We start from the raw sequence: 24121 nt of genomic DNA, 5'->3' as shown, positions 1-24121 counted from the left end.
TGGTTATACCGCGGATGCACCACCGACGATTTCGGTGAGTTCCTGAGTAATGCTGGCCTGACGAGCTTTGTTGTATACCAACTGCAGCTCTTTAATCAGGCTGCCGCCATTGTCGGTCGCGGCTTTCATCGCCACCATACGTGCGGCCTGCTCGCTGGCCAGGTTTTCTACCACGCCCTGATAAACCTGAGATTCAACGTAACGACGCAGCAGGGTATCCAGCAGCGGTTTCGGGTCTGGTTCATACAGGTAATCCCAGGCTTTTTGTTTTAACTCTTCATCTTCTGAAGCCGGTAAAGGCAGCAGTTGAGTGAGAGTAGGAACCTGAGACATGGTGTTAATAAATTTGTTGCTGACAACGTACAGTCTGTCCAGACGACCTTCATCATAGGCCTGCAGCATCACTTTAACCGGGCCGATCAGTTCGGACAGGGAAGGGTTATCCCCCATACCAGTTACCTGAGCAACCACGTTACCGCCTACGGAATTAAAGAAAGACACGCCCTTAGAGCCGATCATTGCGATGTCGCACTGAACGCCTTTATCGGACCATGTTTTCATATCCGCCAGCAGCTTTTTGAACAGGTTAATGTTCAAGCCACCGCACAGACCACGGTCGGTCGACACCACCAGGTAGCCCACGCGCTTAACGTCGCGTTCTTCCAGGTAAGGGTGCTTATATTCCAGATTACCATTCGCAAGGTGACCAATCACTTTGCGCATGGTCTCTGCATAAGGACGGCTGGCCGCCATGCGATCCTGCGATTTACGCATTTTGGAAGCGGCGACCATCTCCATCGCTTTAGTGATCTTCTGCGTGTTCTGGACGCTTGCGATCTTACTACGTATCTCTTTTGCGCCGGCCATGAGCTTCTCCTCAATGCCTTGCGGTCCGCCCTAAGACAGACCGCCAGACGTTACCAGGACTGGGTTGCTTTGAAGGAATCGAGGATAGCTTTCAGCTTGCCTTCGATTTCATCGTTATAGCCACCGGACTGGTTAATCTCTTGCATCAGCGGAGCGTGATCACGGTCAACGTAAGCCAGCAGAGCGGCTTCGAAGCTACCGATTTTCGCCAGTTCCACATCTTCGAGGTAACCGCGTTCAGCCGCAAACAGCACCACGCCCTGCTGTGCAACAGACATTGGGGCATACTGTTTCTGCTTCAGCAGTTCAGTTACTTTCTGACCGTGGCTCAGCTGCTTACGCGTAGCTTCGTCAAGGTCGGAAGCGAACTGAGAAAACGCTGCCAGTTCACGATACTGTGCCAGCGCGGTACGGATACCACCGGACAGTTTCTTGATGATCTTGGTCTGCGCTGCGCCACCTACACGGGATACGGAGATACCCGGGTTAACTGCCGGACGAATACCGGAGTTGAACAGGTTGGTTTCCAGGAAGATCTGACCATCGGTAATGGAAATTACGTTGGTCGGAACGAACGCGGAAACGTCACCCGCCTGGGTTTCGATAATCGGCAGAGCGGTCAGGGAGCCAGTTTTACCTTTAACTTCACCATTGGTGAATTTCTCAACGTATTCTGCGTTAACGCGGGAAGCACGTTCAAGCAGACGGGAGTGGAGGTAAAATACGTCGCCCGGGAATGCTTCACGTCCTGGTGGACGACGGAGCAGCAGGGAAACCTGACGGTAAGCAACAGCCTGTTTGGACAGGTCATCATAAACGATCAGTGCATCTTCACCGCGGTCACGGAAGTATTCGCCCATCGCGCAACCAGCATAAGGTGCCAGATATTGCAGTGCAGCAGATTCAGACGCGGTCGCCACAACAACGATGGTGTTGGACAGTGCGCCGTGTTCTTCCAGTTTACGAACCACGTTAGAAATGGTGGACGCTTTCTGGCCGATAGCCACGTACACACATTTGATGCCGGAGTCACGCTGGTTGATGATGGCATCGATTGCCATCGCGGTTTTACCGGTCTGACGGTCACCGATGATCAACTCACGCTGACCACGACCGATTGGGATCATGGCATCAACGGATTTATAACCGGTCTGTACCGGCTGATCTACGGACTGACGTTCGATTACGCCTGGTGCGATAACTTCGATTGGCGAGAAGCCATCGTTATCAACCGGACCTTTACCGTCAATTGGGGAACCCAGAGTGTTCACCACACGACCCAGCAGGCCACGGCCAACCGGAACTTCCAGAATACGACCCGTACACTTAACCTTCATGCCTTCGGCGAGGTCAGCGTATGGCCCCATCACAACTGCACCTACGGAGTCGCGCTCCAGGTTCAGTGCGATAGCATAACGGTTACCCGGCAGAGAGATCATTTCCCCCTGCATACAGTCAGCAAGACCGTGGATGCGGATAACACCGTCACTTACAGAAACAATAGTACCTTCGTTGTGAGCTTCACTCACAACACTGAACTGAGCAATGCGCTGCTTGATCAGTTCGCTGATTTCGGTGGAATTCAGTTGCATGCTCCAGTCCCCTTAAGACTGCAAGACGTCTGCAAGGCGCTCAAGACGGCCGCGTACGCTGCCATCAATGACCATATCACCCGCACGGATGATTACGCCTGCCATTACAGACTTATCGATTTTGCAATTCAGCTTAACTTTGCGTGACAGACGTTTTTCCATCGCTGCACTAATCTTCGTAAGCTGTTCATCACTCAGTGCATTGGCAGAAGTGACTTCTACCTCAGAGATAGCCTCACTGGCTGCACGCAGGTGAATAAACTGCTCAAGAACATCCGGGAGCGCATTAAGACGGTTATTTTCAGCCATTACCTTAATCAGGTTCTGGCCATTTTCGTCCAACTGCTCACCGCAGATTGCGACAAACGACTCAGCGAGCGTTTCCGGCGCCAGCGCGCCAGAGAGAAGCTCTGCCATTTGTTCGTTCTTCGTCACCTCAGCGGCAAACGTCAGCATATCCTGCCAACGGTCAACGCTTTGGTGCTCAACGGCAAAGTCAAAAGCTGCTTTGGCGTAGGGGCGAGCTACCGTAATAAATTCAGACATCAGCCCCTCCCTCCTTACAGTTCAGCGACAAGTTTGTCCACGATGTCGCTGTTAGCAGCTTCATCCACGGAACGTTCGATGATCTTCTCGGCGCCAGCAACAGCCAGGACAGCAACTTGCTTACGCAGCTCTTCGCGAGCACGTTTACGCTCGGCGTCAATTTCCGCCTGCGCTTGTGCCACGATTTTAGTACGTTCCTGCTCTGCTTCAGTTTTAGCTTCGTCCAGGATCTGAGCACGGCGTTTGTTTGCCTGCTCGATAATTACCTGAGCTTCCGCCTTCGCTTTTTTCAGCTGGTCAGTCGCGCTGGCCTTTGCAAGGTCAAGATCCTTATGTGCTCGTTCAGCAGAAGCAAGGCCGTCAGCAATTTCTTTTTGACGTTTTTCGATGGCTGCCATTAATGGCGGCCATACGTACTTCATGCAGAACAGAACGAACAGGACAAACGCGATGGCCTGGCCGAGGATTGTTGCGTTAAGATTCACAGCACAATGCCTCTATCTAGTTAACGTTCTGATATTGCTCTTAATTCAAGCAACGCTTACTACGCGACAGCGAACATCACGTACAGACCCAGACCTACAGCGATCATCGGGATAGCATCCACCAGACCCATAACGATAAAGAACTGAGTACGCAGCAGAGGAATCAGATCAGGTTGACGCGCTGCGCCTTCCAGGAATTTACCCCCGAGGATGCCGATACCGATCGCAGCACCGATTGCCGCCAGACCCATCATCACAGCGGCAGCCATGTACAGCAGATCCATATTCAGGTTTTCCATGACAGTCTCCAGTTTGTTTCAGTTAAAACGTAGTAGTGTTGGTAAATTAATGCTCTTCAGACGCCATCGACAGATAGACAATCGTCAGAACCATGAAGATGAAGGCTTGCAGCGTGATAATCAGTATGTGGAAAATGGCCCACGGCACATTCAGAATCCACTGTGACCACCACGGCAACAGACCAGCAATCAGAATGAAAATCAGCTCACCAGCGTACATGTTGCCGAACAGTCGCAGACCAAGAGAAACTGGTTTGGACAGCAGGCTTACCCCTTCAAGGATTAAGTTGACAGGAATGAACGCCCAGTGATTGAACGGCTGCAGCGTCAACTCTTTCGCGAAGCCGCCGATGCCTTTCATTTTGATGCTGTAGAACAGAATCAGGATAAACACGCCCAGCGCCATCGACAGGGTGATGTTTACGTCCGCAGACGGAACCACGCGCAGCGCCGGCAGGCCCAGTATATGCTCAGCAATATACGGCAGCAGGTCGATTGGCAGTAAATCCATCAGGTTCATCAGGAAGACCCAAACGAAGATCGTCAGGGCAAGCGGTGCGATAACCTTGCTTTTGCCATGGTACATGTCTTTGACACTGCCATGAACAAAGCCGATTACCAGCTCAATCGCGGTCTGAAATTTCCCTGGTACGCCGCTGGTTGCCTTTTTAGCAACGCTACGGAACATAAGCAGGAACAACAGACCCAGCACCACCGAGAAGAACATGGAGTCAATATTGAGCGTCCAGAAGGTGGCTGGGGGGTTATGCGGATCTACCAGCGAGAAAGTACGCAGGTCCAACTGAAGGTTATTCAGATGGTGCCCTATGTATTCCTGCGGCGTCATATTTTCAGAAGCCATGATGCCTTTTACCCTTTGTTGTTAATTACAGCCGGTGCCAGTATCTGAACCACCAGCACCAAAACCCACGTAACGATCAGCGGTAAGAACACCGCCTTCAAAACCGCCAACGCCACCACAAGCAAAACCAGCATAGCTAACACCTTGAAGGCTTCGCCGAAAGCGAACGTCCAGGCCACTCGGCCCTTTGCTGGTGTATGTGCCTGGTGACGCCAGGCAAATATCATAAACAACATATTAGGCAGTAACACTGCCAATCCCCCGCACAATGCGGAGATGCCCCAGAAAGGGTCTTTGAGGCTAAACAGCAATCCACTTGCTATTACCGCCAGAAGCTGTGTGAGCAAAAGCTTACGAGCAACGTTTCGACTCAAGAGCGACATAGACATCACGTTTTTACTCCTGCTCCCTTCGAGGTATGCCGCGTGTCGTATAAAACGTTCTTTATGGCTTAGAGTCAAGCATCAAAAAGCGGTCAAATTATACGGTGCGGCTTCGTGATTTCAAACAATAAGTAGCTAAAAAGTGAATAAATGTTTAAATATTTTTCTCCAGGCCACATTTATTACTTTTCGGCAAACTGTGAACGATCATGCAAAACTGCAAAAGCCGCGTAAACACTGGCTGCAAAGCGTGCACCAGATCACATATTAAGCATATTCGCCCCTGCACTATTTATTTACTTGGCAAATGATGCCATTTCAACTTTTTGATATTTAAGCCTAAAATCCGTTACTGTTTTAAAAATAGCGAATAACAACAAAAAAACCACCCATTGACATTTATAATAAAAAATTAACACAAGCGGTGATTCTTTGATTCTATTTTTAGCAGGCTGATATTTTCACAGTTGACTTGTTTCACTTTTAACAAAAAACGGTACGTTATAGTTATGATGCAAAACCGTAAGACATTAGTGAAATGTAACGACATTTAACCACACTATTCCCTATGACTTTTAACACCTGAAGAGCCGTTTTTTTTCTATTTTTTTTGATAAAAATTAAATTTTGTTTGGCTTAATAACCACCAAATGACGCTCACCATCCAGTTGTGGAACCCGTAATTTTACAACTGATTCGACGCTGAACGCCGCAGGCAATGTGGCGATCTCATCTTCCGGTAATTGCCCTTTTAAAGCATAAAAACGCCCGTTTTGACCAGGCAAATGGTGGCACCAGCTCAGCATGTCGTTAAGAGACGCAAAAGCACGACTTATCACTCCATCAAAAGGCGGCTCGGAAGGGAATTCTTCTACCCTGCTTTGCACTGGAGTGATGTTATCCAGTTTAAGTTCATGTTGTACCTGACGCAGAAAACGTACGCGTTTTCCCAGACTATCCAGCAGAGTAAAATGCGCCTCAGGACGCACGATAGAAAGAGGAATTCCTGGTAAGCCCGGTCCCGTGCCGACATCAATAAAACGCTCGCCTTGCAGATGGGGGGCGACAACAATGCTGTCCAGAATATGGCGCACCAGCATTTCGTTGGGATCCCGCACCGATGTCAGGTTGTACGCTTTATTCCATTTGTGCAGCATATCGACATACGCAATCAGCTGATTTTTCTGGTGATCGGTAAGAGAAATACCAGCATCAGCCAGCAGACGAGAGAGTTTGTTGAGCACGGTCGTTACCTGTTAATAATCAATGACCCGATAAGCTATAGCGTATCGGGTCGACAAATTTGCAGGGCGGGCAAGCGAAGCGCCCCCGCCCAAATAGTGTGATTAAGCGCTACGGCGCAGCATACCTTGTTTTTTCAGCCAAACCAGCAGAATGGAGATGGCGGCAGGCGTGACACCTGAAATGCGCGATGCCTGGCCGATTGATACCGGTTTGTGATCGTTCAGCTTGGCAATAACTTCATTCGACAAACCGGAAACCTGACGATAATCCAGAGTCGCAGGCAGCAACGTATTCTCGTTACGCTGTTGTCTTTCGATTTCATCCTGCTGACGGGCAATATAACCTTCGTACTTAACCTGAATTTCAACCTGTTCAGCCGCCTGAGGATCATCAAGCGCGGGTGCAAATACAGACAATGACGTCAGCTGTGCATAGGTCATGTCCGGACGACGCAGCAGATCTTCACCACTGGCCTCGCGTGACAGAGGCGTAGCCAGGTGAGCATTCACTTCTGCTGCAGATTCGGCAAGCGGGTTCACCCAGGTAGATTTCAGACGCTGGCGTTCTTGTTCGATGCGTTCCAGTTTTTCATTGAAGCGCGCCCAGCGTTCATCCCCCACCAGACCCAGTTCACGACCAATTTCGGTCAGACGGAGATCGGCGTTATCTTCGCGCAGCATCAAACGGTATTCTGCACGCGAAGTAAACATGCGGTACGGTTCTTTGGTGCCCAGCGTACACAGGTCATCCACCAGCACACCAAGATAGGCCTGAGAACGCGCAGGTGCCCACCCCTCTTTGTCAGCGGACAAGCGTGCGGCGTTCAGACCCGCCAGCAAACCTTGCGCAGCGGCTTCTTCGTAACCGGTTGTACCGTTAATCTGACCAGCAAAGAACAGACCTTGAATGAACTTACTTTCCAGGGTTGGCTTCAGATCGCGTGGATCGAAGAAATCATACTCAATAGCATAGCCAGGACGGACAATTTTGGCATTTTCCATCCCCTGCATGGAGCGGACAATTTGCATCTGCACGTCAAACGGCAGGCTGGTGGAAATACCGTTCGGGTAAATTTCGTTAGACGTCAGTCCTTCCGGTTCAAGGAAGATCTGGTGCTGGTTACGATCGGCAAAGCGCATCACTTTGTCTTCGATCGACGGGCAGTAACGTGGGCCGATACCTTCGATCACGCCAGCATACATCGGGCTACGATCGAGGTTATTACGGATCACATCATGGGTTTTCTCGTTAGTATGCGTGATGTAGCACGGCATCTGGCGCGGATGTTGAGAAACATCGCCAAGGAACGAAAAGACCGGCATTGGGTTATCGCTGTTTTGCTGGCCGAGCACGCTGAAATCAATCGTGCGCGCATCGATTCGCGGCGGTGTACCGGTTTTCAGGCGACTGACGCGCAGCGGCAGTTCACGCAGACGACGTGACAGCGGAATAGACGGCGGATCGCCAGCGCGGCCACCGCTGTAGTTGTCCAGACCAATATGAATTTTGCCGTCGAGGAAAGTCCCTACGGTTAATACAACCGCTTTGGCACGGAACTTCAGACCCATCTGAGTCACTGCACCGACAACACGATCGTTTTCAACAATCAGATCTTCAACCGCTTGCTGGAAGATCATCAGATTCGGCTGGTTCTCCAACGCAGTACGTACAGCCTGACGATAGAGCACGCGATCCGCCTGAGCACGGGTGGCGCGAACTGCCGGGCCTTTGCTGGCGTTTAGTATTCTAAACTGGATACCAGCATGGTCAATTGCGGTTGCCATCAGGCCACCAAGCGCATCCACTTCTTTTACCAGGTGTCCCTTCCCAATGCCGCCAATCGCCGGGTTACAGCTCATCTGTCCCAGAGTGTCGATATTGTGTGTCAACAGAAGGGTCTGTTGACCCATTCGCGCCGCGGCCATTGCAGCCTCGGTGCCTGCATGACCCCCGCCAATGATGATGACGTCAAAAGGATCCTGATAAAACATGGTAATTGCCTCGCATAACGCGGTGTGAAAATGGATTGAAGCCCGGGCCGTGGATTCTACTCAACTTTAGTCGATGGAGAAAGACCTCGGATCCTGGGTATTAAAAAGAAGATCTTTTTATTTAGAGATCTGTTTTATTGTGATCTCTTATTAGGATCGCAACTATCTGTGGATAAGGGCGATCCTTTGAATAAGATCAACGGGTTGTTGAGGATCATTAGCTGTGAATGATCGGTGATCCTGGTCCGTATAAGCTGGGATCAGAATGAAGGGTTATACACAACTCAAAAACTGAACAACAGTTATTATTTGGATAACTACCGGTTGATCCAAGCTTTTAACCAGAGTTATCCACATAAAAAAGTACGATCTTTACAAATCTCTGAGCAATGGATGCCAGGATCCCAGCCAAATCTCTGCCGGATCTTCCGGAATCTCATGTTCCAGTACGTTGATCCTGAGCGTTTCACCGATCTGTTTCGCCCCGCAGGCCTTCAGTTCAGCTTCCAGCTTGTCAATCGCACCGCAGAACGTGTCATATTCGCGGCTACCAATGCCGATGGCACCAAAGCGTACCTGCGAAAGATCCGGTTTCTGCTCACGCAATGCGTCATATAAAGGTTGCAGGTTATCCGGAATGTCTCCCGCACCGTGCGTTGAGCTGATAACCAGCCAAACCCCTTGAGTCGGAACCTCGTCGAGCATCGGTCCATGCAGTATTTCGCTGGAAAAACCGGCGTCATCCAGCTTTTCTGCCAGATGTTCTGCTACATATTCCGCACTGCCAAGCGTGCTGCCGCTGATAAGAGTGATATCTGCCATTGATCGCTACCTCGATGAAGAGGCAGCATTGTACGCTGTGAGCGAGTTGGGATCTACCTGTGGAAAAATAGGGGATTAAAAAAAGCGATCAGGGCTTGATGGTACGCATGATCGGGTTCTGCAAGACGATCAAGGTTTCAGTGGACTGAATTTCATCAATTGTTTGGATCTTGTTGATAAGTACCTGTTGCAGGGCATCGATAGATTTACACATTACCTTAATAAAGATGCTGTAGTGCCCGGTGGTGTAATACGCCTCGGTCACTTCATCGAGACTTTCCAGTCTGGCCAGCGCTGACGGATAGTCTTTTGCACTTTTCAGGATAATGCCGATAAAGCAGCCGACGTCATAACCCAGTTGTTTTGGACTGACATCAATTCGCGCGCCGGTAATAATCCCAGCCTGCTTCATCTTTTCTACACGAACGTGAATTGTCCCCGGGCTGACGCCGAACTGTTTAGCTAATTCAGCGTAGGCGGTACGGGCATTTTCCATCAGGGCGTCAAGAATGCCGCGGTCCAGATTGTCGATCTGATAATTTTCCATAGGTTTTTCTTATGTAGATTAATGATTCACTCTATTTTAGACGTTATTTTTAACGAATCAAAATTGAAGTCGGCTTTTTGTTTGTGGATTATTGAATATTACCTCCATTCTGTTGCTTAATCATAGGCAACAGGACACAGGAGTACACATAATGAAAACCGCTTACATTGCCAAACAACGTCAAATTAGCTTCGTAAAATCTCATTTTTCTCGCCAGCTGGAAGAGCGTTTAGGTCTGATCGAAGTTCAGGCACCGATCCTCAGCCGCGTAGGAGATGGCACGCAGGATAACTTGTCGGGCTGTGAAAAAGCGGTGCAGGTGAAGGTTAAAGCATTGCCGGACGCTCAATTCGAAGTGGTTCATTCCCTGGCGAAGTGGAAGCGTCAAACGTTAGGACAACACGACTTTAGCGCAGGCGAAGGGCTGTACACGCACATGAAGGCCCTGCGTCCCGATGAAGATCGCCTCTCCCCGCTGCACTCAGTGTATGTTGATCAGTGGGACTGGGAGCGCGTGATGGGCGACGGTGAGCGTCAATTTTCCACTCTGAAAAGCACGGTAGAGGCTATCTGGGCGGGAATTAAGGCCACCGAAGCTGCGGTAAGCAAAGAATTTGGTCTGGCACCGTTCCTGCCAGAGCAGATCCACTTTGTGCATAGCCAGGAGCTGTTATCTCGTTATCCGGATCTTGACGCAAAAGGTCGTGAACGTGCGATCGCAAAAGAGCTGGGCGCGGTGTTCCTGGTCGGGATCGGCGGCAAACTTAGTGACGGCCACCGTCATGACGTTCGTGCTCCGGATTATGATGACTGGAGTTCAGCGTCCGAACTGGGTCATGCCGGTTTGAACGGTGATATTCTGGTCTGGAACCCGGTACTGGAAGATGCGTTTGAACTGTCTTCTATGGGGATCCGCGTGGATGCCGATGCGCTGAAACACCAACTTGCTCTGACCGGAGATGAAGATCGCCTGAGTCTGGAGTGGCACCAGGCACTGCTGCGCGGTGAAATGCCGCAGACCATTGGTGGCGGTATTGGGCAGTCACGCCTGACGATGCTGCTGCTGCAGTTGCCGCACATTGGCCAGGTTCAGTGCGGTGTGTGGCCTGCACAGGTCCGTGAAAGCGTCGCATCTCTGCTGTAAAAATTAACGCCGCCAGCGTCTGAGCAGGCGGCTTCGCATCCCGGTATCAAAGCGCCAGATATGATCGAAAATGCGCATGATGCCGGGTTTGCCATGTGCTGACATCGCCACAGCATGAAAACGATGCTGGTGCACTCGCTGCAATTCCCCCACTTTATTGACAACTTCATCAGGTAATCGCTGAGCGATAAAATCTGAGATCACCACCGCATCGGCATCAAACCATTCCCGACCCTGCATGCGTTCAATAATGGCGCGAAAACAGCTGGCAATATCTGTACCGCCGCGAAAGCGCTGACTTAAAAAACGGATCGCCTGTTCGATGCCCTCCGGACCGGAAAGCTCATAGCGCACCACTTCTGTTGAAAACAGCATAATGAAACAGCGCCGGTTATCGGCAAGGGCGACGCGCATTAGCGCAAGGCAAAAGGCTTTCGCACACTGCTCATTAAATCCGCCCATCGAACCCGAGGTATCGACACAGACAATAAAGGGCCCACGAGGCTGCTCGTCAAAATCCTGGTGGATAACCGGCCGCTCCGTGACTTTCTCGCGCCAGGCTTCTCCATGCAGGCGGTATGTCAGGAGCTGCTTTTCCACCAGCCGCCGATAGAACTCATATTCCAGTTCGGTAATACCCAACGTGGCCAGTTCGGGGGGAAGTAAACGCAGAATATCATCGCTTTGTTGAATGCCATCCACCTGCTCCGGGACGGTTGCCGGTTCGCGCACCAGGGTACGGAAGGTTTCCATTGGCGCATCTTTACGCGGCACGGATTTCGCCTCTCTGGAACGACCTAACTGCTCGGCCAGGCGCTGGAGTTCGGGTTGTTGCGTCAGGAACTCGCCGTATTTCACCATTAGCTGATAATCACCGCGCTTGATTTGACCTGCGCTCATGTCCCACAAACGACCCGCTGCGTTGTCATTTTCCGCCAGCACAGGTTCCAGTTGGCCACTGAGCGTCATCCGTTCCTGCACTTCACTGAGCAACTGTTCGCGTTCTTCTTCCAGTAGCTGCTGATTAAGCGTGGTGGTTTGCACCACCAGGCTCAGGCGCCAGCGCTGGAGAAAGAGTGTATGCAGTGCGGGCGTAAAAGTACTGTTGTCATCAACCAGTTGCTGCGCTTGCCCAGCCCATGGCGAGTGGAGTCGGTGCAGGAGCGCTAAGATTTGCGGTAGCTGGACGATAAACTGCGGAGTGGAGAGGAGCTGACTTTGCTGATAGCACATGACCTCTTCTGTGAGCTCCGGCGGTACGTGGGTATCTTTGAGGCGGTTACGTAACGCTTCGCGCCAGCGGGGAACATCGTCAGTAATCGCTTTTTTTAGCCGGGGAAATTTTTTGAAAAAGACCGCCATCTGCGGGGAAGCCAGCAGTGCGATGATCATCTCTTCAATCATCCCCTCTTCGCCGACCGCCAGCATGATATTTAGCGTATCAAGGGTCAGCATTGTTGTGCCTGTCGGATCTGTGTACCGACGTCCTGCAGGCTGGCTTCAATGCGGCCTAACCAGTCACTATGAATAAACAGACATTTTTGCTGTTCACTAAATTCGCTGTGCTGCTGGTGCCATTCGTTGTCGAGCGCTTCAAGTTGCTGCTTTATCTCACTGGGCATGCTTTCTTCTGATGCGCCGGGTAGTGCCAGGCGAGAACCTTGCAAACTGACGTCGCGCACGACCAGGTGCTGAGCGCTGTCGACTTCCATATTCAGCGTCTGGGCAAATCCGATACCGTTTAATTTTCCGCGGATCTCACCGCCTTTAGTCAGCCACTGCTCCAGAGCGCCGCGTTCAAAGGCAATATGGATAACCTCCATATCGTGCAGTTTTAGGGGTTTTTGCAGTAGCAGCGTCAGTACGGAAGTGTTGGCTTCCGGCGGTAAATCATAATGAGGACGGCGGCTGAACATTCCACCCTGACGAATTACCGTGAAGGCCGTTTTATCACTTTGCTGCTGCTGTAGCTGGATGCGGCGCTGCATTATTGCCCCAAGGCGAGTCAACATTGCCTGCTGCTGCCAGGCGTGCCCGGTCATCAATATTTCGATTTGTTGCTGCATCAGATTCAGGCTTTGCGCGTCATACCACAGGCAATCTTTCAGCAGAATAAGGTCGATAGGCGCAACAGCATCGCGCCCGCTAAAGAAGGCGCTGGCCTGGAGTAAGCGGATTGCTTTTTTCCAGCGACGATCGGACACGTAGGGGGCGTTCGGTAGCGCATCCAGTTGCTGGCGCAGGGTGAAAATCAATTCAAATACACGATCGGGAAGCGTGATTTTGCCAATGTCTTTTTGCCACTGGTAGTACTCTTCATCGGTCACTTGTAACGTTGTTGGAACGGGGTTGTCACTTTCATCCTGCTGGCTTAACAGCATGGACCGGAAGTTGGCCTTGTCCTGTACTTTATCCAGCCACAGGCGAATCAGCATACGGTCGTACAATGCTTCCAGGCTGCTGTCTGCTTCAGGTAGTTCGTTGGAGGCCGCGACCAGCAGGCGCATCGGGATTTTCTCCTCGTGTGCGCCGTTGCGGAAGTGGCGTTCGTTAATGGCGGTTAGCAGGGTGTTGAGAATGGCCGGGCCTGCTTTCCAGATTTCATCGAGAAAAACAATTTCGGCTTCAGGAAGATAGCCTGCTGTTAAGCGCTCATAGCGACCTTCGTCTTTAAGCGCCTGAATGGATAGCGGGCCAAAGACCTCTTCAGGTGTCGAGAAGCGCGTCATCAGATATTCGAAAGCACGGGCATTTTTAAAGGCAAACTTCAGTCGGCGAGCGATTAAGCTTTTCGCTATCCCAGGAGGGCCTAATAAGAAGACGCTCTCGCCGCTGAGCGCGGCCAGCAGACAAAGGCGAATGGCGTGACTACGTTCATAAAGTCCCTTTTCCAGCGCATTGCTCAGACGGGAAATTCTTTCCGCTAATAAATGTGGGTGAGCCATAATGAAGTGGCGTCCTTTCGCCAAATGTACCGCGTTAAACAGCGAGTATAGATGTTTAGCCCCTGGGCTGTAATAGACTGAAGGCGCGTTTATTTTTCTTTGAGCCAGATTAATCTGGTCTCATTTAGGGGTACGATTTTGCGATTAATCGTGCATACTGTGCGCCTTTTTGTGGGCCAAGGGACGACGCACACATTTCTTATATATACACCATATCAATCAAGCTGCACCAAGGCGGCAATGGAGTTATTCCCTGGGATGGGCGGAATAACGAATGCAGCCCACGCGGAGGTAGCTTGAACGATGATGTGTATAAACGAAAGACGAGTCTATGAGCACTGATAATAAGCAATCATTGTCTGCGATTACCCTCGCGGCCATTGGGGTTGTCTACGGTGATATTGGTACCAGCCCACTTTATACGCTTCGTGAATGTTTGTCCGGGCAGTTTGGTTTTGGCGTTGAACGTGATGCCGTGTTTGGTTTTCTCTCGCTGATTTTCTGGCTGCTGATTCTGGTTGTTTCCGTTAAGTATCTGTCATTTGTTATGCGTGCTGATAACGCCGGGGAAGGTGGGATCCTGACGTTGATGTCGTTGGCCGGGCGTAATACGTCGGCGCGAACGACCTCGATGCTGGTGATTATGGGATTGATTGGCGGCAGCTTTTTCTATGGCGAGGTGGTGATTACGCCAGCCATTTCGGTGATGTCGGCGATTGAAGGTCTGGAGATTATTGCTCCACAACTGGACACCTGGATTGTTCCTCTCTCTATTATCGTACTTACCCTGCTGTTTTTGATTCAAAAACACGGTACCGGCATGGTCGGTAAGCTGTTTGCGCCGATTATGCTGATATGGTTCCTGGTACTTGCCGTGCTGGGTGTACGCAGCATTATTGCAAATCCGGAAGTGTTGCATGCCCTAAATCCGTATTGGGCTGTTCATTTCTTCCTGGAATTCAAAACGCTGTCCTTTATTGCGCTGGGCGCGGTGGTGCTGTCGATTACCGGTGTTGAAGCGCTGTATGCGGATATGGGCCACTTCGGTAAGTTACCGATTCGCCTTGCATGGTTCTCCGTCGTATTGCCTTCGCTGGTTTTGAACTATTTTGGTCAGGGTGCATTGCTGTTAAAGCATCCCGAAGCGATCAAAAACCCGTTCTTCCTGCTGGCACCGGACTGGGCGCTGATTCCGCTGCTGATCCTTGCCGCGCTGGCGACGGTAATCGCTTCGCAGGCGGTTATTTCCGGCGTATTCTCACTGACGCGCCAGGCTGTGCGTCTGGGGTATTTATCGCCGATGCGGATTATCCATACTTCAGAAATGGAATCGGGTCAGATCTATATTCCTTTCGTAAACTGGATGCTTTATTTCGCCGTGGTTATTGTGATCGTGAGCTTTGAGCACTCCAGTAATCTGGCTGCTGCGTACGGTATTGCGGTAACGGGAACGATGGTACTGACGTCCATTCTGTCGACGACCGTGGCGCGGCAAAACTGGCACTGGAATAAATACTTCGTCTTCCTGATCCTGGTTGCGTTCCTGTGCATCGATGTTCCGTTGTTCTCTGCAAACCTCGATAAGCTCGTTTCAGGCGGCTGGTTGCCGCTCTCGCTGGGTCTGGTGATGTTCACTATTATGACGACCTGGAAAAGCGAACGCTTCCGTCTGTTGCGTCGCATGCATGAGCACGGTAACTCTCTGGAGGCGATGATTGCGTCGCTGGAGAAATCCCCACCGGTGCGCGTGCCAGGAACGGCGGTGTATATGTCCCGTGCGTTGAACGTCATCCCGTTTGCGCTGCTGCATAACCTGAAACATAACAAGGTGCTGCATGAACGCGTTATTCTGCTGACGCTGCGTACGGAAGACGCGCCCTATGTACACAATGTACGTAGAGTGCAGATTGAGCAATTGTCGCCTACCTTCTGGCGCGTGGTGGCCAGCTACGGTTGGCGTGAAACGCCAAACGTTGAAGAAGTGTTCCACCGCTGCGGTCTGGAAGGCTTAAGCTGTCGGATGATGGAAACCTCCTTCTTCATGTCGCACGAGTCGTTGATTGTCGGCAAACGACCATGGTATCTGCGCCTGCGTGGCAAGCTGTATCTGCTGCTACAGCGCAATGCGCTGCGCGCGCCGGACCAGTTTGAAATCCCACCGAACCGGGTTATTGAACTCGGTACGCAGGTCGAGATTTAATGTTGTTAACGCCCTCTTTCATCGTGAAAGGGGGCGTTTTGTTTGACCCCTCTCAGTTTTCTTTTCATCTCATGATAATCCTTGCGAAACGTTTCGATGGCGATCACATTTTCGTAACGTCGCGGTGGTTTTCTGTCCACTCTTCGAACTACACTTATCTTCAGCGAAACGTTTCGCTAGTGGGGAAAGAAAATGAAGAAAGGCACGGTACTCAACTCTGAAATTTCATCGGTGATCTCCCGTCTGGGGCATACCGATACGCTGGTGGTGTGTGATGCAGGTTTACCCATCCCGAACAGCACAACGCGTATCGATATGGCATTAACCCAGGGCGTACCTTCTTTTATGCAGGTATTGGATGTGGTTACACGTGAAATGCAGGTCGAGGCGGCCATTCTCGCGTCGGAAATTAAACAACATAATCCGCAACTCCACGAAACGTTGCTCAGTCACATTGAGCAACTGCAACAACACCAGGGAAACACCATAGAAATTCGTTACACCACGCATGAACAATTCAAAAAACAAACCGCAGACAGTCAGGCGGTAATTCGCAGCGGAGAATGTTCTCCGTATGCGAATATCATTCTCTGTGCTGGCGTCACGTTCTGAGGCCATCATGAACGCATTACTGCAACTCAAAGGGATCGATAAAGCGTTCCCGGGCGTAAAAGCGCTATCCGGCGCCGCGCTGAATGTCTACCCAGGCCGCGTAATGGCGCTGGTGGGCGAAAACGGCGCGGGCAAATCCACCATGATGAAGGTGCTGACCGGAATCTACACCCGTGATGCCGGTTCCTTATTGTGGCTGGGTAAAGAGACCACCTTTAACGGCCCGAAATCCTCCCAGGAAGCCGGAATCGGTATCATCCACCAGGAGCTGAACCTGATCCCGCAACTCACTATTGCCGAGAACATTTTTCTCGGTCGCGAGTTTGTGAATCGCTTTGGCAAAATAGACTGGAAGAAGATGTACGCCGAAGCCGATCTGCTGCTCGCCAAACTCAATCTGCGCTTTAAAAGCGACAGGCTGGTCGGTGAGCTGTCGATTGGCGATCAGCAGATGGTTGAAATCGCCAAAGTGCTGAGCTTTGAATCGAAGGTCATCATTATGGATGAACCGACGGATGCCCTCACCGATACTGAAACCGAATCCCTGTTCCGCGTCATTCGCGAACTGAAATCCCAGGGACGCGGCATTGTCTATATTTCTCACCGTATGAAAGAGATCTTCGAGATTTGCGATGACGTAACCGTCTTTCGCGACGGGCAGTTTATTGCCGAGCGTGAAGTCGCCTCGCTGACCGAAGACTCGCTGATTGAAATGATGGTGGGACGTAAACTGGAAGATCAGTACCCGCGTCTGGAAAAAGCGCCGGGTGATATTCGCCTGAAAGTCGATAATTTGTGCGGCCCTGGCGTAAACGATGTGTCATTCACGCTGCGTAAAGGCGAGATCCTTGGCGTATCGGGGTTGATGGGTGCAGGACGTACCGAGCTGATGAAGGTTTTGTACGGCGCATTGCCGCGCACCAGCGGCTACGTCACGCTTGATGGCCATGAAGTTGTCACCCGTTCGCCGCAGGATGGACTGGCTAATGGCATCGTCTATATTTCTGAAGACCGTAAACGCGATGGTTTAGTGCTCGGCATGTCGGTGAAAGAGAACATGTCACTGACCGCGCTGCGCTATTTCAGCCGTGCAGGCGGAAGCCTTAAACATAAAGATGAGCAGCAGGCGGTGGGTGATTTTATTCGCCTGTTCAATGTTAAAACGCCATCGATGGAACAGGCTATCGGCCTGCTCTCCGGCGGTAACCAGCAGAAAGTAGCGATTGCGCGCGGTCTGATGACCCGTCCAAAAGTCCTGATCCTCGATGAGCCGACGCGCGGCGTTGACGTTGGGGCGAAAAAAGAAATCTATCAGCTTATCAACCAGTTTAAGGCTGATGGGCTGAGTATCATTCTGGTCTCTTCTGAGATGCCAGAAGTATTGGGCATGAGCGATCGAATTATCGTTATGCATGAAGGGCATCTCGGCGGTGAATTCACTCGCGAGCAGGCCACTCAGGAAGTATTAATGGCTGCCGCTGTGGGCAAGCTTAATCGCGTGAATCAGGAGTAAAAAAGATGACTACCCAGGCTGTTTCTGGTCGCCGTTATTTCACTAAAGCATGGCTTCTGGAGCAAAAGTCGCTTATCGCTCTGTTAGTGCTGATCGCGATTGTTTCCACCATGAGCCCTAACTTTTTTACCGTTAATAACCTGTTCAACATTCTTCAGCAAACGTCGGTGAACGCCATCATGGCCGTTGGCATGACGCTGGTTATCCTGACGTCGGGTATCGATCTGTCCGTCGGTTCCTTGCTGGCGCTGACCGGTGCGGTTGCGGCTTCGATTGTAGGGATTGAAGTCAATGCGCTGGTGGCTGTTGCTGCGGCTCTGGCGCTCGGCGCAGCCATTGGCGCGGTAACCGGGGTGATTGTCGCGAAAGGTCGCGTACAGGCGTTTATCGCGACTCTGGTGATGATGCTGCTGCTGCGCGGTGTGACCATGGTCTACACCAACGGCAGTCCGGTAAACACCGGGTTTACTGACAATGCCGATCTGTTTGGCTGGTTCGGGATTGGTCGTCCGTTAGGTGTCCCTACGCCGGTGTGGATCATGGGGATTGTTTTCCTCGCGGCGTGGTACATGCTGCACCACACGCGTCTGGGGCGTTATATCTATGCGCTGGGCGGTAACGAAGCGGCAACGCGTCTGTCCGGAATCAGCGTCAGTAAAATCAAAATTATCGTCTATTCACTCTGTGGGCTGCTGGCTTCGCTGGCGGGCATCATTGAAGTGGCGCGTCTTTCCTCTGCACAACCGACGGCAGGTACAGGCTATGAGCTGGATGCTATCGCCGCGGTGGTATTAGGTGGTACCAGCCTGGCGGGTGGTAAAGGACGCATTGTTGGGACGCTGATCGGCGCATTGATTCTTGGTTTCCTCAATAATGGTTTGAATTTGTTAGGTGTATCCTCCTATTACCAGATGATCGTCAAAGCGGTGGTGATTTTGCTGGCGGTACTGGTAGACAACAAAAAGCAGTAACAACGATTACAGGACATCTTAAATATGAACATGAAAAAACTGGCTACCCTGGTTTCTGCTGTTGCGCTGAGCGCCACCGTGAGCGCGAATGCGATGGCGAAAGATACCATTGCGCTGGTGGTCTCCACGCTTAATAACCCGTTCTTTGTCTCCCTGAAGGATGGGGCGCAAAAAGAGGCAGATAAGCTGGGCTACAACCTGGTGATTCTGGACTCGCAGAACAACCCGGCGAAAGAGCTGGCTAACGTTCAGGACTTAACGGTTCGCGGGACTAAAATCCTGCTGATCAACCCAACTGACTCCGATGCCGTGGGTAACGCCGTGAAGATGGCTAACCAGGCGAAGATTCCGGTTATCACCCTTGACCGCGTAGCGTCTAAAGGTGAAGTGGTAAGCCATATTGCGTCTGATAACGTGCTGGGCGGAAAAATTGCGGGTGATTACATCGCGAAAAAAGCCGGTGAAGGCGCGAAAGTTATCGAACTGCAGGGCATTGCCGGAACGTCTGCGGCGCGTGAGCGTGGCGAAGGTTTCCAGCAGGCCGTTGCGGCACACAAATTTAACGTACTGGCCAGCCAGCCGGCAGACTTCGACCGCACTAAAGGTCTGAACGTTATGCAGAACCTGCTGACCGCGCATCCTGACGTGCAGGCCGTATTTGCCCAGAACGATGAAATGGCGCTGGGTGCGCTGCGTGCGCTGCAAACGGCGGGTAAATCTGATGTGATGGTGGTTGGATTTGACGGCACTCCAGATGGCGAAAAAGCAGTAAATGATGGCAAACTGGCTGCGACCATTGCTCAGCTGCCGGATCAGATCGGCGCGAAAGGCGTTGAGACTGCGGATAAAGTCCTGAAAGGCGAGAAGGTTCAGGCTAAATATCCGGTTGACCTGAAGCTGGTTATCAAGCAGTAATACCGATTCAGGCCGCTCGCGACCTGATGGAGACATAAATACGCCATCCCTGGATCTTGTTCTGCGGATGAAAGCGTAAAAAGAAAAGCAGGGCACGCGCCACCCTAACCCGGTGGCGCACTTTGACTTGGAATACCTAACATGAAAACCGCAGGCAACCTCGTTGTTCTTGGCAGCATTAATGCCGATCACATCCTCAACCTTAACTCTTTCCCGACACCGGGTGAAACCGTAACCGGTAGTCAATATCAGGTGGCGTTTGGCGGTAAAGGCGCGAATCAGGCGGTTGCTGCAGGGCGTAGTGGCGCGAATATCGCGTTCATTGCCTGTACGGGTGATGACGATATTGGCGAAAGTGTTCGTAAACAGTTAGCTCGCGATAATATTGATATTGCCCCGATTAGCGTTATTTCGGGTGAATCGACCGGTGTGGCGCTGATTTTTGTGAATGCCGAAGGTGAGAACGTTATCGGTATTCATGCCGGCGCGAATGCTGCTCTTTCTCCGGCGTTGGTAGAAGCACAGCGTGACCGTATTGCTCAGGCGTCTGCGTTACTGATGCAATTAGAATCACCGATCGAAAGCGTTCTGGCTGCGGCAAAGATTGCGCATCAGAATAAGACTCTGGTCGCCCTTAACCCAGCTCCGGCACGTGAACTATCCGATGAGCTGCTGGCGCTGGTGGATATTATTACCCCGAATGAAACCGAGGCTGAAAAGCTGACGGGGATCCGGGTAGAAAACGATGAAGATGCAGCTAAAGCGGCGCAGGCATTGCACGCGAAAGGGATCCATACTGTACTGATTACCTTAGGGAGTCGCGGTGTGTGGGCCAGTGTAAACGGTGAAGGTCAGCGAGTACCGGGTTTTAAAGTTGACGCGGTTGATACTATCGCTGCCGGAGATACCTTTAACGGTGCGTTAATCACAGCGTTACTGGAAGAGACTCCGCTATCGGAAGCCATCCGTTTTGCACATGCTGCCGCCGCGATTGCGGTCACACGTAAAGGTGCACAGCCTTCCGTTCCATGGCGTGAAGAAATCGAAGCGTTTTTAAGTCAACAGAGGTAACGCTTGGCTACAATGAAGGACGTTGCCCGCCTGGCGGGTGTTTCCACGTCGACGGTTTCTCACGTCATTAATAAAGATCGCTTTGTCAGTGAGGCGATCACTGACAAAGTTGATGCGGCAATCAAAGAGCTTAACTATGCGCCTTCCGCGTTGGCGCGTAGTCTCAAACTGAATCAGACCCGCACTATTGGCATGTTAATCACAGCCAGTACTAATCCCTTTTACTCTGAGCTGGTTCGTGGTGTTGAACGTAGCTGCTTTGAGCGCGGTTACAGCCTGGTGCTGTGCAACACCGAAGGTGACGAGCAGCGTATGAACCGTAATCTGGAAACGTTGATGCAAAAGCGGGTAGACGGCTTGCTGCTGCTCTGCACGGAAACACATCAGCCTTCCAGAGAAATCATGCAGCGTTACCCTTCTATACCGACCGTGATGATGGACTGGTCGCCTTTTGATGGTGAAAGCGATCTGATTCAGGATAACTCCCTGTTAGGTGGGGATTTAGCCACTCAACATCTGATCGAAAAAGGGTTTACGCGCATTGCCTGCATCACGGGCCCTCTGGATAAAACACCGGCGCGTCTGCGTCTGGAAGGATATCGCGCGGCAATGAAGCGTGCAGGGCTGGCTATCCCGGACGGTTACGAGATCACCGGTGACTTCGAGTTTGGCGGTGGGTTTGAAGCTATGCAAACGCTGTTGTCGCATAAAGACCGCCCACAGGCTGTTTTTACCGGCAATGACGCGATGGCGGTTGGAGCATATCAGGCTTTATATCAGTCTGGATTGCGTATCCCGCAGGATATGGCGGTAGTCGGTTATGATGATATAGAACTGGCGCGTTATATGACGCCGCCGCTGACAACTATTCACCAACCGAAAGATGAGTTGGGTGAACTGGCCATTGATGTGTTAATCCACCGTATGGCACAGCCCGCATTGCAGCAACAGCGCTTGCAGCTTACTCCTGTTCTGATGGAGCGGGGGTCGGTTTAGGCTTATGTCGATCTTTGATCAGATTGCGCCCATCTTTGGCTCTTAACAGCATAAACATCAGCGCCGATACGACGGTGATCGCGCCCATTGTAATAAAGGTATAGTGGAACTGTTCAACCGTATTGGTTCCTTCCATACCTTCGTAGATACGCAGAACCGCGGCACTAATGGCAACCCCTAAACTAATAGACAGCTGCTGCGTAACGGCTAAAACACTGTTGCCGCTGCTGGCGTTCTCATCAGTTAAATCGGCCAGAGTAATGGTATTCATTGAGGTAAACTGGGTGGACATCGCCATACCTAAAATGAACAGTGGCAGAATTAGCATCCAGACCGGCATGGCGGGAGACTGCAAAGAGAACTGTGCAATCATCAGGCCGATAAACACTGTAATACCGACCAGCGTGGTCCGGTAGCCGAGTCGGCGCAGTACCTGCGTCACCATCGATTTCGCCAGAATTGAGCCCAGCGCTGTCGGAGCCATCATGCAACCGGCAATGAGTGCCGGGTATCCAAAGCCTACCTGCAGCATCAGTGGCATTAAGAAAGGTACGCATCCCGTTCCCAGGCGAGTAGCAAGGTTTCCGGCGATGCCAACAGAAAAGGTTCGCGTTTTAAAAATAGGAAGCGCAATCAACGGTGTCGGATGGCGACGCGCATGACGAATGTAGGCGAGCAGTAGCACAATGCTGGCGAGAATAATGCCAAGTGCGACCCAACTGGCAACAAGTTTCTCGCCAAACAACTCAACACCGCTGGAAAACAGTACCAGGCTTAGACCAAAGAGAAAGAAACCGGTCATATCGAAGCCGCGGCGTGGTGTGGTGAAGTTCGGCATATATTTGCGGGCATAGAAGATACCGGCTATGCCGATGGGAATATTAATCAGGAAGATCCAGTGCCAACTGGCCCACGTTACCAGCACGCCACCCAGTACCGGACCTAAAATCGGTCCAACAAGACCGGGCATGGTCACGAAATTAAGTACGGGGAGCAGTTCGCTACGCGGGTAAGCACGCAATAATGCCAGACGGGCAACAGGCATCATCATTGCGCCACCGATACCCTGTATCACGCGGAAAACCACCAGTTCACTTAATGAGCTGGAAAGTGCACAAGCCAGCGATCCCAACGTAAACAGGCTAACGGCAATCATAAATACACGCCGGGTCCCGAATCTGTCAGCCAACCATCCACTTACCGGGATCAGCATCGCGACTGTCAGGGTATAGCTGATAATGGCTGATTGCATAGCAAGCGGGGAGCGGTTAAGACTATGTGCTATTGCGGGTAAGGCCGTGTTGAGGATAGTGGCATCTAATGCCTGCATAAAAAAGGCCATGGCGGCTATCCATGGCAATCCAGCCATACTGCGCGATTTCTTTTCTGACATAGATTATTTATCCGGGAGCTCGTTCGGTGCTATCAGTAATGCCTGACAGGCGGCAAAAGCGCGTTCGCCATCGCTATCTTCTATTGCATCGACAATGGCCTGGTGCAAATCCAGCTTGACCACATCGTTATAGGTAATCGACGTAAAGTAGGTCTGATAAACGGAATGGAACAATGATGCGAAGGATATCAGGAATGGATTCGCGCTCATTTCATAAATGTGCTCATGCCAGGCAATATCAACTTCAATCCAACGTTCGCGTCTGAAGTTCTTTTTCAGCTCGACCATCTCTTCCATTAATGTATTGAGATGGGCTTTCTGCTCTGCCGTACCAATCGTCGCCGCCAGTGAACAGGCTTGAGGCTCCAGGCTAATACGCATCACCAGAAAGTGTTTAATGACCTGTGGGAAATTATCTTCCGTCATCCACCAGGTGAGCAGCTCCTGATCGAGGAAGTTCCAGTTTGCCTGCGGCATAACGCGTGTACCAATACGTGGGCGCGGTAATACCATACCTTTAGCCGTTAATGTCTTAACTGCCTCTCTTACCGCAGTTCGGCTTACGCCAAACTGATCGCCCAGCTCAATTTCACCTGGCAGGATAGCGCCGGGTGCGTATTCACCTTTTAATATTCTCTGAGCCAGCTTTTCTGCCAGAACATAGGAAAGATTCTTTTGGGCAGCTATCTGTTGGGCATTTAAAGGCATGAATGTTCTTCCTT

At 51.3% G+C, this 24121-nt stretch carries 23 protein-coding genes; 8 read left to right on the top strand and 15 right to left on the bottom strand.

Translation table 11 applies throughout. The features are described from left to right. Positions 1-3 precede the first annotated feature (3 nt). The 11 genes from atpG to asnC all read right to left on the bottom strand — a co-directional run bounded on the left by atpG (position 4) and on the right by asnC (position 9639). Positions 4-867, bottom strand: a complete 864-nt coding sequence (atpG, locus tag HV041_RS20255) for a F0F1 ATP synthase subunit gamma (RefSeq protein ID WP_005121458.1) — start codon at positions 865-867, stop codon at positions 4-6. A gap of 50 nt (positions 868-917) precedes the next feature. Continuing rightward, the gene (atpA, locus tag HV041_RS20250) at positions 918-2459 is read right to left on the bottom strand and encodes a F0F1 ATP synthase subunit alpha (protein WP_003827026.1); all 1542 of its coding nucleotides are present in this window, start codon (positions 2457-2459) and stop codon (positions 918-920) included. 12 nt (positions 2460-2471) lie between these two features. Further along, entirely contained in the window at positions 2472-3005 is a 534-nt protein-coding gene (atpH, locus tag HV041_RS20245) for a F0F1 ATP synthase subunit delta (protein ID WP_182294260.1), read from the bottom strand. Positions 3006-3019: 14 nt separating this feature from the next. Then, positions 3020-3490, bottom strand: coding sequence for a F0F1 ATP synthase subunit B (atpF, locus tag HV041_RS20240; RefSeq protein WP_040232304.1), 471 nt, complete (start codon positions 3488-3490; stop codon positions 3020-3022). Between the two features lie 59 nt (positions 3491-3549). Continuing rightward, positions 3550-3789: a F0F1 ATP synthase subunit C gene (gene atpE / locus HV041_RS20235; protein WP_000429386.1), complete on the bottom strand. Its 240-nt coding sequence runs from the start codon at positions 3787-3789 to the stop codon at positions 3550-3552. Positions 3790-3835: 46 nt separating this feature from the next. Continuing rightward, on the bottom strand, positions 3836-4651 hold the full coding sequence (gene atpB, locus HV041_RS20230) for a F0F1 ATP synthase subunit A (protein ID WP_005121454.1): 816 nt from the start codon (positions 4649-4651) through the stop codon (positions 3836-3838). 8 nt (positions 4652-4659) lie between these two features. Continuing rightward, complete coding sequence (gene atpI, locus HV041_RS20225) at positions 4660-5040, bottom strand: F0F1 ATP synthase subunit I (RefSeq protein WP_048213787.1); 381 nt, start codon at positions 5038-5040, stop codon at positions 4660-4662. A 614-nt stretch (positions 5041-5654) separates the two neighbouring features. Then, the gene (gene rsmG / locus HV041_RS20220; RefSeq protein WP_048213788.1) at positions 5655-6278 is read right to left on the bottom strand and encodes a 16S rRNA (guanine(527)-N(7))-methyltransferase RsmG; all 624 of its coding nucleotides are present in this window, start codon (positions 6276-6278) and stop codon (positions 5655-5657) included. 102 nt (positions 6279-6380) lie between these two features. Next, positions 6381-8270 (bottom strand): tRNA uridine-5-carboxymethylaminomethyl(34) synthesis enzyme MnmG, encoded by a 1890-nt coding sequence (mnmG, locus tag HV041_RS20215; protein WP_061066899.1) that lies wholly within the window; start codon positions 8268-8270, stop codon positions 6381-6383. Positions 8271-8642: 372 nt separating this feature from the next. Next, a complete protein-coding gene (mioC, locus tag HV041_RS20210) occupies positions 8643-9092 on the bottom strand; it encodes an FMN-binding protein MioC (RefSeq protein ID WP_048213790.1) in 450 nt (149 codons plus the stop codon). Positions 9093-9180: 88 nt separating this feature from the next. Then, on the bottom strand, positions 9181-9639 hold the full coding sequence (asnC, locus tag HV041_RS20205; protein WP_003023780.1) for a transcriptional regulator AsnC: 459 nt from the start codon (positions 9637-9639) through the stop codon (positions 9181-9183). Positions 9640-9790: 151 nt separating this feature from the next. Here asnC and asnA point away from each other — a divergent pair, with 151 nt between their 5' ends. Next, a complete protein-coding gene (asnA, locus tag HV041_RS20200; RefSeq protein ID WP_005121446.1) occupies positions 9791-10783 on the top strand; it encodes an aspartate--ammonia ligase in 993 nt (330 codons plus the stop codon). A gap of 3 nt (positions 10784-10786) precedes the next feature. Here the strand turns inward: asnA and viaA are convergent, their stop codons facing one another. Both viaA and ravA read right to left on the bottom strand, forming a co-directional pair. Next, positions 10787-12238: an ATPase RavA stimulator ViaA gene (gene viaA, locus HV041_RS20195; RefSeq protein WP_048213791.1), complete on the bottom strand. Its 1452-nt coding sequence runs from the start codon at positions 12236-12238 to the stop codon at positions 10787-10789. Beyond that, positions 12232-13728, bottom strand: coding sequence for an ATPase RavA (gene ravA / locus HV041_RS20190; protein ID WP_048213792.1), 1497 nt, complete (start codon positions 13726-13728; stop codon positions 12232-12234). The genes viaA and ravA overlap by 7 nt, the downstream gene beginning before the upstream one ends. A 331-nt stretch (positions 13729-14059) precedes the next feature. Between ravA and kup the strand changes: the two genes are divergently transcribed. The 7 genes from kup (at position 14060) to rbsR (ending at position 22006) form a co-directional block, all read left to right on the top strand. Next, positions 14060-15928, top strand: coding sequence for a low affinity potassium transporter Kup (kup, locus tag HV041_RS20185; RefSeq protein WP_048213793.1), 1869 nt, complete (start codon positions 14060-14062; stop codon positions 15926-15928). A gap of 192 nt (positions 15929-16120) precedes the next feature. After that, complete coding sequence (gene rbsD, locus HV041_RS20180; protein WP_003023766.1) at positions 16121-16540, top strand: D-ribose pyranase; 420 nt, start codon at positions 16121-16123, stop codon at positions 16538-16540. A gap of 7 nt (positions 16541-16547) precedes the next feature. After that, positions 16548-18053 (top strand): ribose ABC transporter ATP-binding protein RbsA, encoded by a 1506-nt coding sequence (gene rbsA, locus HV041_RS20175; RefSeq protein ID WP_003023764.1) that lies wholly within the window; start codon positions 16548-16550, stop codon positions 18051-18053. A gap of 5 nt (positions 18054-18058) precedes the next feature. Next, entirely contained in the window at positions 18059-19024 is a 966-nt protein-coding gene (gene rbsC, locus HV041_RS20170) for a ribose ABC transporter permease (protein ID WP_003023762.1), read from the top strand. A gap of 24 nt (positions 19025-19048) precedes the next feature. After that, positions 19049-19939: a ribose ABC transporter substrate-binding protein RbsB gene (gene rbsB, locus HV041_RS20165; protein ID WP_003023760.1), complete on the top strand. Its 891-nt coding sequence runs from the start codon at positions 19049-19051 to the stop codon at positions 19937-19939. A gap of 141 nt (positions 19940-20080) precedes the next feature. Then, positions 20081-21010 (top strand): ribokinase, encoded by a 930-nt coding sequence (rbsK, locus tag HV041_RS20160; protein ID WP_048213794.1) that lies wholly within the window; start codon positions 20081-20083, stop codon positions 21008-21010. 3 nt (positions 21011-21013) lie between these two features. Beyond that, positions 21014-22006, top strand: coding sequence for a ribose operon transcriptional repressor RbsR (gene rbsR, locus HV041_RS20155; protein ID WP_086523518.1), 993 nt, complete (start codon positions 21014-21016; stop codon positions 22004-22006). Here rbsR and mdtD read toward each other — a convergent pair. Both mdtD and HV041_RS20145 read right to left on the bottom strand, forming a co-directional pair. Further along, positions 21972-23399, bottom strand: coding sequence for a multidrug transporter subunit MdtD (mdtD, locus tag HV041_RS20150; RefSeq protein ID WP_061066903.1), 1428 nt, complete (start codon positions 23397-23399; stop codon positions 21972-21974). The two genes, rbsR and mdtD, sit on opposite strands and share 35 nt — an antisense overlap. Before the next feature lie 3 nt (positions 23400-23402). Then, on the bottom strand, positions 23403-24107 hold the full coding sequence (locus HV041_RS20145) for a FadR/GntR family transcriptional regulator (protein ID WP_115601251.1): 705 nt from the start codon (positions 24105-24107) through the stop codon (positions 23403-23405). Positions 24108-24121 lie beyond the last annotated feature (14 nt).

The organism is Citrobacter sp. RHBSTW-00029 (assembly GCF_014104295.1).
Lineage (GTDB): Bacteria > Pseudomonadota > Gammaproteobacteria > Enterobacterales > Enterobacteriaceae > Citrobacter > Citrobacter youngae.
The sequence above is the reverse complement of the archived record's forward strand: the minus strand, read 5'-3'. Positions and strand labels throughout refer to the sequence as shown.

Coding starts and splice junctions, on each gene's coding strand:
- kup (WP_048213793.1), top strand. CDS start 14,060: ATGAGCACTGATAATAAGCAATCATTGTCTGCGATTACCCTCGCGGCC.
- viaA (WP_048213791.1), bottom strand. CDS start 12,238: ATGCTGACCCTTGATACGCTAAATATCATGCTGGCGGTCGGCGAAGAG.
- HV041_RS20145 (WP_115601251.1), bottom strand. CDS start 24,107: ATGCCTTTAAATGCCCAACAGATAGCTGCCCAAAAGAATCTTTCCTAT.
- rbsB (WP_003023760.1), top strand. CDS start 19,049: ATGAACATGAAAAAACTGGCTACCCTGGTTTCTGCTGTTGCGCTGAGC.
- atpA (WP_003827026.1), bottom strand. CDS start 2,459: ATGCAACTGAATTCCACCGAAATCAGCGAACTGATCAAGCAGCGCATT.
- atpH (WP_182294260.1), bottom strand. CDS start 3,005: ATGTCTGAATTTATTACGGTAGCTCGCCCCTACGCCAAAGCAGCTTTT.
- rbsD (WP_003023766.1), top strand. CDS start 16,121: ATGAAGAAAGGCACGGTACTCAACTCTGAAATTTCATCGGTGATCTCC.
- rbsA (WP_003023764.1), top strand. CDS start 16,548: ATGAACGCATTACTGCAACTCAAAGGGATCGATAAAGCGTTCCCGGGC.
- ravA (WP_048213792.1), bottom strand. CDS start 13,728: ATGGCTCACCCACATTTATTAGCGGAAAGAATTTCCCGTCTGAGCAAT.
- mioC (WP_048213790.1), bottom strand. CDS start 9,092: ATGGCAGATATCACTCTTATCAGCGGCAGCACGCTTGGCAGTGCGGAA.
- atpI (WP_048213787.1), bottom strand. CDS start 5,040: ATGTCTATGTCGCTCTTGAGTCGAAACGTTGCTCGTAAGCTTTTGCTC.
- asnC (WP_003023780.1), bottom strand. CDS start 9,639: ATGGAAAATTATCAGATCGACAATCTGGACCGCGGCATTCTTGACGCC.
- mdtD (WP_061066903.1), bottom strand. CDS start 23,399: ATGTCAGAAAAGAAATCGCGCAGTATGGCTGGATTGCCATGGATAGCC.
- rbsC (WP_003023762.1), top strand. CDS start 18,059: ATGACTACCCAGGCTGTTTCTGGTCGCCGTTATTTCACTAAAGCATGG.
- rbsK (WP_048213794.1), top strand. CDS start 20,081: ATGAAAACCGCAGGCAACCTCGTTGTTCTTGGCAGCATTAATGCCGAT.
- mnmG (WP_061066899.1), bottom strand. CDS start 8,270: ATGTTTTATCAGGATCCTTTTGACGTCATCATCATTGGCGGGGGTCAT.
- asnA (WP_005121446.1), top strand. CDS start 9,791: ATGAAAACCGCTTACATTGCCAAACAACGTCAAATTAGCTTCGTAAAA.
- atpG (WP_005121458.1), bottom strand. CDS start 867: ATGGCCGGCGCAAAAGAGATACGTAGTAAGATCGCAAGCGTCCAGAAC.
- atpB (WP_005121454.1), bottom strand. CDS start 4,651: ATGGCTTCTGAAAATATGACGCCGCAGGAATACATAGGGCACCATCTG.
- atpE (WP_000429386.1), bottom strand. CDS start 3,789: ATGGAAAACCTGAATATGGATCTGCTGTACATGGCTGCCGCTGTGATG.